The following is a 12,948-nucleotide window of genomic DNA, read 5'->3' on the forward strand; positions in this document are numbered from 1 at the left end:
CAAAAAATAAAGGAGCAGGTATGGCAGAAGCGTATGTAGGCGAGATTCGCCTGTTTTCAATGAGCTGGGTCCCGGAAGGCTGGCTCGTATGCGCGGGCCAGATGGTGCAGGTAAACCAGTACCAGGCGCTGTTTTCCCTGATCGGCGCCACCTTCGGCGGCGACGGCCAGAGCACGTTCGGGCTGCCGGACCTGCGCGGCCGCGTGCCGATCCAGATCGGCCAGGGACCGCTGGGCAACTATCCCTGGGCGCAGAAGGGCGGCACCAGCAATACCACCGTCAACGGCGCCGGTTCGGTCACCATTACCAGCATGGCGCAGCTGCCCCAGCACACGCACGTTGCCACCTTCGCCGGCAGCGGCGGCGGCCCCTTCGTCGATCCCACAATCAAGATCAACGTCAGCAATGACACCGCCACCAGCGCGGCGCCGCTGGCCGATGGCTATTTCGCGCCCTTGAAGCCTCCTGGCCTGGGCGCCGCGCCGCTGGGCTACACGGCCACGGCGAACAATGGCACTACGACGCTGAATACCAATACCGCCGTGGCGGGCGGCGGCGGGGGCGGCGGCATCACCGGCGGCACGGTCACGGTTGCCGCGGCCGGGGCTGTCACGCCGAGCCCGATCCCTGTGCCCTTCGCCGTCACGGTGCCGCCGGTCATGCCGCCTTTCCTCGCGATGAACTACGCGATCTGCGTCAACGGCATCTATCCTCCGCGCCCATAAGAGGCCTGGGGAGCACCCGGCCAGCGCGGGCTGGCCGGGATCCAAAAAATTACAATACCTAGAACGCTGGGGAATACATGGCAGAAGCATATATCGGCGAGATTCGCCTGTTTTCAATGAGCTGGGCCCCGGCAGGCTGGCTCCCATGCGCGGGGCAGACATTGGCCGTGCAGCAGTATCCGGCACTGTTCTCGCTGATCAGCAACGCCTATGGCGGCGACGGCCGGAGCACTTTCATGCTGCCGGACCTGCGCGGCCGTGCGCCGGTCCAGATGGGCCAGGGGCCGCTCGCCACCTACCCGTGGGCGCAAAATGGCGGTACAAGCAGCACCACCGTCCATGGCGTCGGGGTCGCCACCGTTACCAGCATGAACCAGCTGCCCCAGCACACTCATGCGGCCACCTTTACCGGCAGCGGCGACAGTCCTTTCGTCGAGCCCACCATCAAGGTCAATGTCAGCAATGACACCGCCACGAGCGCTGCGCCGCTTGCCGATGGCTACTTCGCTCCCTTGAAGCCACCGGGTCTGGGCGCCGCGCCGCTGGGCTACACGGCTACGGCGAGCAACGGCACCACGACGCTGAATACCAACACCGCCGTGGCGAGCGGTGGGGGAGGCGGCGGTATTACCGGGGGCATAGTCGCGCTCAATGTGGTCGGCGCTCCCAGCCCGCTCCCGAATTCCGTGCCCTTCAGCGTTACCGTGCCGGCGGTGATGCCGCCTTTCGTCGCGCTGACCCACGCTATCTGCTTCTACGACGGCATCTATCCGCCGCGTCCTTAGGCGGTTTCTAGCAGCACCAGGCCTGGCGCGTCGCTGATCCGGTAGGCGAACTGCAGCTGTTCGCCGCCTGCCAGCGCGGGGCGGCCGGGGAAGTGCTGCGGCAGGTTCAGGCTGCATTCGTAGTCGTCCAGCCTGTGCGGCCCGAAGGCCACGATTTTCGTGAGCAGCCGGGCCTGCATTCCGGCTGGCACCTCGGACGGAATCCGCACTGCCCCGGCGGGCAGCAGACCGCCTTCCTTTTTCCATGCCTCGATCGCTTCCCGGTCCAGGCGGAACACCGGCCCAAGGCCAATGCGCTCGCGCTGTGCAGGCTGCGGCTTCGCATCCGGCCCTTCGAGCGGCGGCGGCAGCTCCTTGCCGAGGCGCAGCAGGCAGGCTTCCACCGTCACCGATTCGGGCACCAGCAGCGCGCCGGGCGCTTGCGCCGCCAGATGGCGCATGATCGCCACCTGCGGTTCGCTGCGCAGCGAGGCGTTCATCGTTTCGGAGACGATCACGTCCGGCAGCTGCGCAGGATCGAGGATCATGGTGCAGGCATCCGCCAGTACATAGCCGCTCACGTGCGAAGCGAGGCCGAAGCCCTCCACCAGGCCGCGCGCGCAATCCAGGGAGGCGGCGTGGATATCGGCCAGGGTGAACTCTGCTTCCTGCGCGCCAGACAGCGCCATGAGCGGCAGGGCCAGCGTCGCGAAGGGGCCGCAGCCTGCGTACAGCACGCGCACGGGCCGCTCCGGCCTGCGGGCCTGTTCGATGGCGGCGGCCAGGCCCTTGATGAAGGTGATCGTGCGCAGCGGTTCGCGCGCGCACATGGCCGCCCTGAGAGGGGAGAGCGCCAGCCCGGCGGCGGTGCTGGTCTGCTTGCTGTCGTCGAGCGGCTGGTCCTCGGGCCGTAGACCGGTACAGCGTTCCAGCAGCAGGCGCAGCGCAGCCGATTCCCGCATCAGGCTCTCCCGTTCCCTGGCAGGACTCGCGATAGCGCGCGCCAGTTCCCGCAGCTCGGCGCGGTCCTCGGGACTCATGCGAATATCACCATGTAGTGCTGCGCGTCCGCCTGCTTCGGCGGCGTAGGCGCGATGCACCACACCTGGCGTTCCATTGCCGGATGGTCGACGTAGTAGTTGTCCTGCACCAGCAGGGGCTGCGCCGGGCCGCTGAACACCAGGGAAAGCGGAGCTCGGAACTGCTCGGGCAAGCCGCGGCGCGGCGCCTCGGCGCAGGACTCCAGGCGCAGCGGCACAGGCCCGGCCTGGGTATCGATCGAAAAAGTACTGCCGATCAGAGGCAGGAAGAATGCGGGTGTTGGATTCATGGCGTTTCTAAAATAGATTTCAGGCATTATGATGGATGGAGGCAAGCACCTCAACCATTCAGCGCCATGCTCGCACTCGAACTCGATTATCTGCAACTGCGGCCAGCCCAGGCTGCCGACGATACCTTCCTGAAAGCGCTTTATGCCAGCACGCGCGATGATCTGAGCCTGGCCGCGGCTACGCCCGACATGCTGGCGCTGCTGCTCGACCTGCAGTGGCGGGCCCAAAGCGGCGGCTACCGCCAGACCTATCCGGATGCGGACAGCCTGATCGTGGAGGAGGACGGAATGCCGCTGGGCAGGCTGCTGGTCGACTGCAGCGCGAGCCCCTGGCGTATCGTGGATATCGCACTGCTGCCTGCCGCCAGGGGGCGGGGCCATGGCGCGGCCCTCCTGGGCGCCCTGCAGGCCAAGGCCCGTGCCGCCGGCGCTGCCCTGGCGCTGAGCGTGCGCCGCGACAATCCCGCCGCGCGCCGCCTGTACGACAGCCTGGGCTTTGTCCCTGCAGGAGGCGACATGCTGGCCGAGCAGATGGTCTGGCCCGCGCCCTAGCGGCGTTCCGTGCTTCACGCTGCTGGGCGTTTCGCTAGAATCGGCCAGGGAACATACTGGCAGCGAGGGCATCGTGAACAGCAGCGACAGCACGGTCACTATCGATCCGCAAGCCGCGCATGGCGGCCTATCCATCCGCACGCTGGACGAACACTTGTGCCATGACCAGAGCTTCGCCTCCGCACTGGCGCGGGCCGTCGGCGCGGTGGCCGTGGGCGCGGACGGCGCCATCACGCTGGCCCAGTTCGCCGCCGTGACCGATATCGCCGGCGAAGGCAAGGCCTCGGCGGTCTTTGCCGCGCTGGTCCTGAACGCCATCGAATCCGGCGTCACCGTGGACTGGGCCCTCAACGCCCTGGCCAAGGCCAGCGCCGGAGTGGCGCCTTCGGCGCGCATGGCCGCCTACGACACCATCAAACCGCTGCTGGCGCTGCAAGGCCGGGCCGCCCGGCCGCTGGCGCAGCGCATCGCCCGCGCCCTCGACATCCGCCTCCAGCCTGAAAACCTGTACGGCCTGCCGCCCGAGGAGGAGCGCCGCCTGCTCAACAATATCGGCACGCAGGCGCGCAAGCTGGTGCGGGGCAAAGGGCTCGTCGACGCGGTGGCGGAATTCGGCCGCAGCACGGGCCAGGTCGAGCTGCTGGACCACGCGCGCGGCTTCAACGGCGGCATGATGACGGCCGAGCAGCTGCGCGACACCGTGGAGCGCGCCCTCACCCTGATTGGGCAGGGCATCGCCACCTATCAGGAATCGGCCACCGCGGCGGCGGCGGCCGAAGCCAGCGCGGCCAGCCTGGCCGCCACGGCCGAACAGCTGCGGCAGCAGGTCCTGCAGAGGCTCGCCCTGGTCGACGCCCGAGTGGCCTACGAGCGGCGGCTGCTGGCCCAGGATATCGAGGACGCGGTGCAGGACGCGGGCAACGCCATCGAAGTGGCCATCGGCGAGCGGCTGCAGGAAGGCCAGTGGAAGGACGCCGAGCTGTGGGCAGGCATCGCCCAGCAGCAGTTCGGACAGGAGATGGAGCGCCGTATCGACCGCGTCGTCAAGCGCAAGGAGGAAGCGCTGGACCTGCTCAATCACGACCTGGCGCTGTTCCAGTCCGACATCCGGCTCACCCAGGCCAGCGTGTTCGAACGCCAGCACCACGCGGCGCTTGCGCGGCTCATGCCGCGCCTGCGCATCAGCACGCGGCTGGTGAACACCATGGACACGGCCGCCAACCTCACGCTGATGGGCGGGGCCATGGCGGCGGCAGGCACGGGAACGGCCGCCTACCTGTTCGGCGTGGCCGTGGTGGTGCCGGTAGTGGCGCCCGTGGTGCCTTTCGTGGGCGGCGCCGTGCTGCTCGCCAGCGCCTTCAAATGGGCCACAGATACCAACAAACGCAAGCGCTCGGAGATCCGCGACAAGCGGCGCGCTTTCGAGGAAGAGCTGCGCAAGCGCCTCAAGGCGGCGGAGGAGGCCTTCACCGCGCAGCTCGAACGCATCGGCGAAGCCTTCCACGAATCGGCCCGCCAGCTGCTCACGCCTTTGATGCTGGAGGCGGAAGCCGCAGGGCGCATCCAGGGCATGCGCAAGCGCATTGCGGACAAGGTGATCGCCCAGTCCCACGCCGCCATGACCCAGCTGCAGATGGCCATGGGCGGGCAGGCCGCGTGATCAGTGCAGCAGGTTCTTCGCGATGACGCCGTCCGCCGCGCCGCTGGCCAGGGCCAGGGGCTGGTTCAGCGCCCGGGTTGTGTAGACCGGCTGCTGCGGCATCGGCTGGCCCAGCATGCGGCCCGTGGTGTCGCGGATATCCACCTTCACCGTGGTGGAGAGGCCGATGCGCAAGGGATGCGCCGCCAGCTCCTTCGGATCGAGGGCAATACGCACCGGCACGCGCTGCACGACCTTGATCCAGTTGCCGCTCGCGTTCTGCGCAGGCAGCAGGGAGAAGGCGCTGCCTGTCCCTGCCGACATGCCCACCACCTTGCCATGGAAGACCACCTTGCTGCCGTACATGTCGGCCTCGATCTCGGCGGACTGGCCCACGCGGATATCGCGCAGCTCCGATTCCTTGAAGTTCGCATCCACCCACAGCTGCTCGAGCGGCACAATGGAGAGCAGGGCGGTGCCCGGCGTGACATGGGCGCCCAGCTGCACGCTGCGTTTCGCCACATAGCCTGACACCGGCGCAAGGATCGCATTGCGGCGCGAGGCGAGCCAGGCGGCCACATAGTCGGCGCGCGCCGCCTGCACGGCCGGATGTTCGGCCACCGGCACGCCCGACACGCCGGCCCGTGCGGCTTCCGCCTGCTTCGCCGCGACCGCGACGGCCGCCTTTGCGTTGGCCACGGCCTGGCGCGCATGCTCCACGTCTTCGCCGGACACGGTATGGTCCGCGGCCAGGGGCAGGCGGCGCGCCAGGTCCGCTTCGGCATTCTTCAGCGCCAGGCGGCGCTGGGCGATGGCGGCCTCGTACTGGCCTACGTCCGCATAGCGCTGCCGCTCCTGGCGCACGATGGCGCCCAGTTTCGCCTCCGCCTGGCGCAGGGCCACGTCGGCGTCCGCCGGGTCCAGTTTCACCAGTTCCGCGCCCGCCTGCACCAGCTGGGTTTCGTCAGCGCGGATAGCCTCCACGTTGCCCGTGACCTGGGAGGACAGGGTGACCAGATTGCCGCCCACATAGGCGTTGTCGGTTTCCTGGTACTTGGACAGCACCAGCGCATACCAGGCCGCATATGCGGCGCCGGCGGCGATGAAGGCGGCGGTGATCGCCGCCAGGACTTTCCTGCGCTTCGAGGGATTAGGTGTGGTTTCGCTCATGATGATCCTTACCGGAATGTGAGAGAGGACGTGGCGCGGTAACCGCCGCCGAGGGAATGGGTGAGGGCCACTTCGGCCAGGAGCTGGCGCTGCTGCAATTGCAGCGACAGGTCCTGCAGCTGGAGCAGCGCAAGCTCCGCGTTCAGCAGGGTGTTGCGGTCGGCCAGGCCCTGCTGCAGCTTCCTCTCGGTGGAGCGGGCCACGGCGGCAGCGGTGGCGTTGACGGCGGCCTGCTGCGCCAGCTGGCGCTCGATGCCTTGCAAGGCGGCGCCCTGGCGCGCCACGTCGTGTACCGCATCCGCCACGGCCAGGTTGTACTCGGCGATCAGCACATCGCGCTCGCCGCGCGCGCCTTCCAGCTGGGCGGAAAGGCGCCTGCTGTCGAAAATCGGCAGAGAAATGGCTGGGCCGAAGAAGGCCGTGGCGCTGCCGCTGCGCAGCAGCTTCGATACGGAAATGGAGTCCAGGCCGATGGCGGCGCCCAGGTTCAGGTCGGGATAAAAAGCTGCCTTCGCTGCCTCGCTGCGGCTCATGGATGCCTGCACGCGCCAGCGCGCGGCCTGCAGGTCGGGGCGGCGCGCCAGCAGTTCGAAGCCCAGCTGGGCGGGCAGTCGGTGCGGCGCCTGCTGGAGAGGCAGGGGCTTCAGGCTGTCCAGGGCCTTGCTGCCCGCGCCCAGCAGGGCGCGCAGCGCCTCGCGCTCGAGCGAGGCTTCGGTATCGAGCTGCTCGCCCGTTTTCTTCAGCATCAGCAGCCCCGCCTCGGCGGTGCGCAGATCGTCCGCGCTGGCGAGGCCGTGATTCATGCGCTGGCGCCGGTCCGCAATGGCGGCTTCCTGCTTTTCCGCCATCTGCGCCACGTTGGCGCCGCGCGCCCACAGCATCTGCAGGGCGAAGTAGTGCTGGGCGATGGCGGCGGAGAGATCCTGTTCGGCGGCGGCGTACGCGGCGCGCCGGGCCTGCACTTCGCCGATGGCCGCTTCCACGGCAGCCTTGTTGCGGCCCCACCAGTCAAAGTGGTAGCGCGCTTCGAGGTTCACGGTCTGTTCGCCCACCCAGGAGCCGCCGATGGGGGGCGGCAGCAGGCCGTTGGCGGAGTAGCGCTGGCGGCCTGCGCTGGCGGTCAGCTCGGTTTCCAGTCCCTGTTCCGCGCCGGCGCGGTTCACGGCGGCGCGGGCTGCCGCGATCTGCGCGGCGGCCAGGTCCAGGCTGGGAGCGCGCGCCAGCGCCTGGCCGATCAGCTCATTGAGCTGGTGGTCGCCGTATACCGTCCACCATTGGGCTTCCGGCCAGCCTTCGCGCGCAAGGTGGATGGAGGCGGGCAGTTCGGCTGGCGTCTCGCGCATGGCAAGGGGATGGCGGTCGGGCGGGATGCTGGCGCAGCCCGCGAGGCTCAGCGTCGCCGCGCAGGCGAGCAGGAGTCGTTTCGGTTTCATCGTTTTGCTTTCATCTTTCAATCCATGGCGGCGTGGCTGGCCGCCGCATCCGGTTTCGCGGCCGGACGCACCAGCAGGAGCAGGGGAATAACTGCCAGCGTCATGAGCGTCATGAGCCAGAAGTCGTCCACGTAGGCGATCATCGAGGCCTGGCGCGTGATCTCGTTGTTCAGGGCGAGCGCCGCATCCGGCGTGGTGGCGTTGTTCAGGAGGGCGGGATTGGCGATGTTCACCTTCTCCACCAGCGAGGCGTGCATGGACTGCGTGTTCCGTACGAGGAGCGTCTGCACCAGCGCGATGCCGATGCTGCTGCCGATATTTCGCACCAGGCTGTAGATTGCCGTGCCTTCGGCCCGCATCGCTGGCGAGAGCGTGGCGAAGGTGGCCGCGCTAAGGGGCACGAACACCAGGCCCAGGCCGAGGCCCTGGATCACGCCGGGCCACACGATGTCGCTCTGCGAGAGCACCAGGGTGTAGCGGCTCATCTGCCACAGCGAGAAGGCGGTGATGGCGAAGCCTGTTGCCAATAGCAGGCGCAGGTCGAAGCGGCCCACCAGCCTGCCCACCACCAGCATGGCCAGCATGGTTCCGAGGCCGCTGGGCGCGGTCACCAGTCCTGCGACGGCGGCCGGATAGCCCATGAGCCCCTGCAGCATGGTCGGCGTCAGTGCGCGCGTGGCGAAGAGCACGAGGCCGACGATGAAGATGAAGAGCAGGCCGCTCACGTAGTTCCGGTTCTTCAGCAGGCGGTAGTCGAAGAAGGACTGGCCGGGCGGCGTGGTCCAGGTATGGCCCACGAACCAGGCAAAGCTCACGGCGAGCAGGATGGCCTCGACCCAGGTTTCCGTGGAGCCGAACCAGTCGTTCTGTTCGCCCCGGTCCAGCAGCATCTGCAGGGAGCCGATGGCCAGGCTCAGGGTAATGAAGCCGAAGGCGTCGAAGCGCATCTTGCGCGGCGCCTCGGCCGGGCGGATGTAGCGCCAGATGCCGTAGAAGGCCAGCGCGCCAACCGGCACGTTGATGAAGAAGACCCAGCGCCAGTTGTAGCTGTCGGTCAGCCAGCCGCCCAGGGTGGGGCCGAGAATGGGGCCGATCATCACGCCCATGCCCCACACGGCCATGGCCGAACCGTGCTTTTCGCGCGGGTTGATGTCGAGCAGGGTGGCCTGCGACAGCGGCACCAGGGCCGCGCCGAACACGCCTTGGAGGAGCCGGGCGATCACGATCTCCGTCAGCGAGGACGAAAGCCCGCACAGCACCGAAGCGGCCGTGAAGCCCGCAACGGAAGCGAGGAAGATGTTCTTCTGGCCATAGCGGTCGCACAGCCAGCCGGTAAGCGGCGTGGCGATGGCGGCGGCCACGATGAAGGAGGTGAGCACCCAGGTGATCTGGTCCTGCGAGGCAGAGAGGCTGCCCTGCATGTGCGGCAGGGCCACGTTGGCGATGGTGCCGTCCAGCGCCTGGATGATGGTCGCCAGCATGATCGATATCGTGATCATGCGGCGGTTGATGCCGTCCCCTGTGTTCATGCCCTGGACTCGATGGCCGCCTGCAGCGATTCGAGGAAGAGCGTCATCTGCTCCAGCTGCACCTGGTCGGCGTCCGCCAGCAGTTCGCTGCGGAAGGGATCGGCCACCGCGCGCAGGTGGGCGTAGACGTCGCGTCCGCTGTCGGTGAGGTAAATGAGCTTCACGCGGCGGTCGGTGGGAGACGGACGTCGTTCCATGTGGCCCGCCTTCACCAGGCGGTCGATCATGGCCACCATGGACGGATCCTCGATCCCCAGGCGCCGCGCCAGCTCGGTCTGGGAGAGGGGCTCGCCCTTGGCGAGGGTGGCAATGGCGAGCCAGCTGGCCTGGCTCAGCCCCAGGTCCTTCATGCGCCGGTCCAGGGCCAGGCGCCAGGAGCGGGCGGTGTTGTGCAGGGCGCGGGCGAAGCGTTCTTCGATAGAGAGCGACATATAAGCCATCAAATAGTTAGATATCGAAGTAAATTCTAACATGCAAACGGCTACGTGCGCCAACGAACATACCAATAGTGAATTGCCCGCTTACAATAAAGCTGGCTACCGCCTTGTAACTATTAGTGAGCACACCATGAAAAAACAGCTTCTTGCCGCCAGCCTCCTGGCTCTTTCGACCGCCGCCTTCGCCCAGGACGTCGGCGTTTCCATCAGCGTGGGCCAGCCCGGTTTCTACGGACGACTGGACATCGGCAATATGGCGCCGCCGCCAGTCATCTACGCGGAGCCGGTGATCGTGCAGCGTCCGGCGCGCTATATCGCCGAGCCGATTTACCTGCGCGTCCCGCCCGGACACGAGAAGAACTGGCGCAAGCATTGCCACCGTTATAATGCTTGTGGGCGTAACGTCTATTTTGTGCGCGACAGCTGGTATCTGAACGACTACGCTCCGCGCTACCGCGAGGAGCATGAGCGCCACGGCGGCGGCCGCGGCCACGACAAGCACGACAAGCACGAGAAACACGGCGGCCACGGCCATGGCAAGGGCCACGGCAAAGGCCACGACTGACGGGGCCGCGTAGGCCGCCCCCGCACATTGAGGAGAACCGTTTGCAAAGCAAATTCGTGATCGTAGGTGGAGGGGCGGGCGGCCTGGAGCTGGCCTGCAAACTGGGCCGAAAGCTGGGACCCGAGAAGGTGATGCTGGTGGACAGCCGCCTGTATCACATCTGGAAGCCTTCGCTGCACGAGGTGGCGGCGGGCACCCTGGACATCCACCAGGAAGGCCTGTCCTACCAGATGCTGGCGCATGACAACGGCTTCACCTATGTCTACGGCGCGATGCAGGCGCTGGACACGGCGGCCAACACTATCGAGGTGGACGCCATCAGCACCCAGGCCGGCGAGACTGTCCTTCCAAAACGCACCATCCATTTCGAACAGCTGGTGATCGCCGTCGGCAGCACCTCCAACTACTTCGGCGTGCCGGGCGCGCAGGAGTACACCATTTCCCTGAACGCCACCGAGGACGCCGAGCGCTTCCGCCTCACCCTGCTCAAGCTCCTTACCAAGGCCGCGCTGGAGAAGGGCGGCGACGGCACGCAGGGCGTGGACGTGGTCATCATCGGCGGCGGCGCGACGGGCGTGGAGCTGGCGGCCGAACTGCGCGAGGCCAGCGGGGTCTACGCCGCTTACGGCTTCGGCCATCTCGATCCGGTACGCGATGTGCGCATCACCTTGCTGGAAGGGGCGCCGCGCATCCTGGCGCCGCTGCCCGAGCGCGTGTCGGGGGCGGCGCTCAAGCTGCTCAACCAGCGCGGCATCACGGTGGTGACCGATACCCGCGTCACGGACATCAAACCGGACCACGTCACGGTGGCCAAGGGCGAGGTCTATCCCTCGGATATCGTGGTGTGGGCGGCGGGCATCAAGGCGCCGGACTTCCTGCGCGGGCTGGGGCTGCCGGTCGCCAAGGGCGGGCAGATCGAGGTGAGCGGAGAGCTGGTGGTAAAGGGCTTCCCCAATATCTACGCGCTGGGCGACTGCGCCCAGTGCATGGGAGCGGACGGCAAGCCCGTGCCGCCGCGCGCCCAAGCGGCGCACCAGCAGGCGGACTATCTGGTGGACACCTTCCTGCGCATCGCGCGCGGCCAGGCGCCGCAGGGCAAGCCGTATGCGTACCGGGACTATGGATCGCTCGTGTCCTTCGGCCAGACCACCTCCGTGGGCAGCCTGATGGGATCACTGCGCGGCTTCAACTGGTTCGTGGAAGGCTTCTTCGCGCGCATGATGTACACCAGCCTGCACCTGATGCATCACCAGGCGGTGCTGGGCACGATCCGCACCGGCGTGCTGGCGCTGGCGCGCTTCCTCATCAAGCGCACAACCCCGCTGGTCAAGCTGCACTAGCGTAGCCGCAGCCGCATGCGCATGGGGGCGGGCGCCATCACGAAGCCCATCACTTCCTCCGGCGCCAGGCCGTCCACCGCTTCCACCGATTCGATGTCGAAGCGCCCCAGCAGCATCGCCATCGCCACCTTGATCTCCAGCAGCGAGAGATAGCGCCCCGGGCACATGCGCGGACCGCCGCCGAAGGGCAGGGCGGCCGCGCGCGCCGCGCCGCCGCCTTCCAGCCAGCGCTCCGGCTTGAAATGCTCCGGCTGCGGGAAGTAGTGCTCGGCCATTGCCGCATGCCGCATCACGCACCAGACGATCGTGTCCTTCGGCAGCGCCACGCCGCCCATCTCGGTATCCTTCACCGTCTGCAGGGGAATGAAGGGCGCCGCAGGCTTAATGCGCATGCTTTCGTGGGCGCAGGCGTCGATGAAGTCGAGCGCGTCCGCCTGGGCCATCGTCATGTTCGCCACGTCGGGCACATGCTCCAGCACTTCCTGCTGCGCGCGCCGCAGCGCTTCCGGGTTACGGGAGAGCAGCCAGATCATCCATCCCAGCACGCTCGCAGTCGTGTCTTCGCCGCCCAGCAGCATGGTGATGACGTTGCCTACCACGGCTTCGTCGCCCAGCCCGCTGTCCGGCTGCTCGGTGGCAGCGATCATGGCCTGCAGCAGGTTCTGCGGCGCGCTGCGCAGGCCGGGATCGGCCGCCATGGCATTGCGCGCCTCGGCCACGAAGCTGTTGACCGCCAGCGTGAATTCGGCCGAGCTGTGCTCCAGGCGGCGGTCCACCGGAAGGCGGACATAGCGCCAGTAAGGCAGGGGCATCAGCGAACGGCGGGCCACGCCGGAAAGCACGTTCTCCATGTGCTGCTGGATCACGTCGTCGCCTTTTTCCACGGTGTTGACCTCGGCGCCGAAAGCCAGGCCCGCGATAATGTCCACCGTGTAGCGCTTCAGGTCCGCGCCCAGGTCGATGGCCTGGCCCTCCCGCGCGGCCTGACCCCAGCGTTCCTGCAGGCGGGCGCCGACCTTGGTCAGCAAGGGGAAATAGGCCTTGATGGCATGCGGGGCGAACGCCTGCATGACCATGCGCCGCTGGTGGCGCCAGTCCGCGCCTTCGGCCAGGAAGACGCCGGGCTGTCCGCCCAGCTCGGCCGAGACTTCGGCCGTGATGGCGGGGCGGCGGAAGGTGTCGGGCCGCTCGCGCAGGATGGCGGTGATGTCGGCCGGGTCGCTGAACACGACCGCCGCGCGGCGGCCCAGGCGAGCCCGGAACACGGGGCCGTATTCGGCCGCCCATTGTTCCATCTGTAAATGAATTCGGCGCGGTTTGAGCTGCAGGGCATTGCCCAGCAGGGGCAGGCCGCGCGGGCCCGGCAGGTCGTCGATGCGGCGGACAGGAGCGGCGGAGGAAGCGGCATTCGCATTGAGGCTCATCAGGTTACCCTTTATTCTTTTGTGGTATGCGGCCTTAGTA

General features: G+C 67.6%; 13 protein-coding genes. 6 read left to right on the plus strand and 7 right to left on the minus strand.

Annotated features, from left to right (window positions below; all coding sequences use genetic code 11):
* Positions 1–20: 20 nt before the first annotated feature.
* Together LSQ66_RS07040 and LSQ66_RS07045 are read left to right on the plus strand one after the other, a co-directional pair.
* On the plus strand, positions 21–725 hold the full coding sequence (locus LSQ66_RS07040) for a phage tail protein (protein ID WP_231769076.1): 705 nt from the start codon (positions 21–23) through the stop codon (positions 723–725).
* Between the two features lie 77 nt (positions 726–802).
* On the plus strand, positions 803–1,510 hold the full coding sequence (locus LSQ66_RS07045; RefSeq protein WP_231769077.1) for a phage tail protein: 708 nt from the start codon (positions 803–805) through the stop codon (positions 1,508–1,510).
* On the opposite strand, the gene LSQ66_RS07050 is transcribed toward LSQ66_RS07045, so the two are convergent.
* A complete protein-coding gene (locus tag LSQ66_RS07050) occupies positions 1,507–2,529 on the minus strand; it encodes an SAM-dependent methyltransferase (protein ID WP_231769078.1) in 1,023 nt (340 codons plus the stop codon). The genes LSQ66_RS07045 and LSQ66_RS07050 overlap by 4 nt on opposite strands.
* The gene (locus LSQ66_RS07055) at positions 2,526–2,819 is read right to left on the minus strand and encodes a DUF6916 family protein (RefSeq protein WP_231769079.1); all 294 of its coding nucleotides are present in this window, start codon (positions 2,817–2,819) and stop codon (positions 2,526–2,528) included. The genes LSQ66_RS07050 and LSQ66_RS07055 overlap by 4 nt, the downstream gene beginning before the upstream one ends.
* 66 nt (positions 2,820–2,885) lie before the next feature.
* Here LSQ66_RS07055 and LSQ66_RS07060 point away from each other — a divergent pair, with 66 nt between their 5' ends.
* Together LSQ66_RS07060 and LSQ66_RS07065 are read left to right on the plus strand one after the other, a co-directional pair.
* Positions 2,886–3,371, plus strand: a complete 486-nt coding sequence (locus tag LSQ66_RS07060) for a GNAT family N-acetyltransferase (RefSeq protein ID WP_231769080.1) — start codon at positions 2,886–2,888, stop codon at positions 3,369–3,371.
* Between the two features lie 73 nt (positions 3,372–3,444).
* Positions 3,445–5,031, plus strand: coding sequence for a hypothetical protein (locus tag LSQ66_RS07065; RefSeq protein WP_231769081.1), 1,587 nt, complete (start codon positions 3,445–3,447; stop codon positions 5,029–5,031).
* Here LSQ66_RS07065 and LSQ66_RS07070 read toward each other — a convergent pair whose 3' ends face one another.
* Genes LSQ66_RS07070 through LSQ66_RS07085 form a run of 4 tightly spaced genes read right to left on the minus strand, consistent with a single transcriptional unit; the run spans position 5,032 to position 9,573 of the window.
* The gene (locus tag LSQ66_RS07070; RefSeq protein ID WP_231769082.1) at positions 5,032–6,180 is read right to left on the minus strand and encodes an HlyD family secretion protein; all 1,149 of its coding nucleotides are present in this window, start codon (positions 6,178–6,180) and stop codon (positions 5,032–5,034) included.
* Positions 6,181–6,188: 8 nt separating this feature from the next.
* Positions 6,189–7,613: an efflux transporter outer membrane subunit gene (locus LSQ66_RS07075; RefSeq protein ID WP_231769083.1), complete on the minus strand. Its 1,425-nt coding sequence runs from the start codon at positions 7,611–7,613 to the stop codon at positions 6,189–6,191.
* Positions 7,614–7,630: 17 nt separating this feature from the next.
* Positions 7,631–9,142, minus strand: a complete 1,512-nt coding sequence (locus LSQ66_RS07080; RefSeq protein WP_231769084.1) for an MDR family MFS transporter — start codon at positions 9,140–9,142, stop codon at positions 7,631–7,633.
* Complete coding sequence (locus LSQ66_RS07085; RefSeq protein WP_231769085.1) at positions 9,139–9,573, minus strand: MarR family winged helix-turn-helix transcriptional regulator; 435 nt, start codon at positions 9,571–9,573, stop codon at positions 9,139–9,141. Before LSQ66_RS07085 ends, LSQ66_RS07080 begins: the two co-directional genes overlap by 4 nt.
* 136 nt (positions 9,574–9,709) lie before the next feature.
* Between LSQ66_RS07085 and LSQ66_RS07090 the strand changes: the two genes are divergently transcribed.
* On the plus strand, positions 9,710–10,144 hold the full coding sequence (locus LSQ66_RS07090) for a hypothetical protein (RefSeq protein WP_231769086.1): 435 nt from the start codon (positions 9,710–9,712) through the stop codon (positions 10,142–10,144).
* Positions 10,145–10,185: 41 nt separating this feature from the next.
* Positions 10,186–11,484 carry an NAD(P)/FAD-dependent oxidoreductase gene (locus LSQ66_RS07095; RefSeq protein WP_231769087.1) on the plus strand — a complete coding sequence of 433 codons (1,299 nt, stop codon included), beginning with the start codon at positions 10,186–10,188 and terminating at the stop codon, positions 11,482–11,484.
* On the opposite strand, the gene LSQ66_RS07100 is transcribed toward LSQ66_RS07095, so the two are convergent.
* Entirely contained in the window at positions 11,481–12,908 is a 1,428-nt protein-coding gene (locus tag LSQ66_RS07100) for a cytochrome P450 (protein WP_231769088.1), read from the minus strand. The two genes, LSQ66_RS07095 and LSQ66_RS07100, sit on opposite strands and share 4 nt — an antisense overlap.
* Positions 12,909–12,948 lie beyond the last annotated feature (40 nt).

This window comes from Massilia endophytica, from assembly GCF_021165955.1.
Classification (GTDB): Bacteria; Pseudomonadota; Gammaproteobacteria; order Burkholderiales; family Burkholderiaceae_D; genus Rugamonas; species Rugamonas endophytica.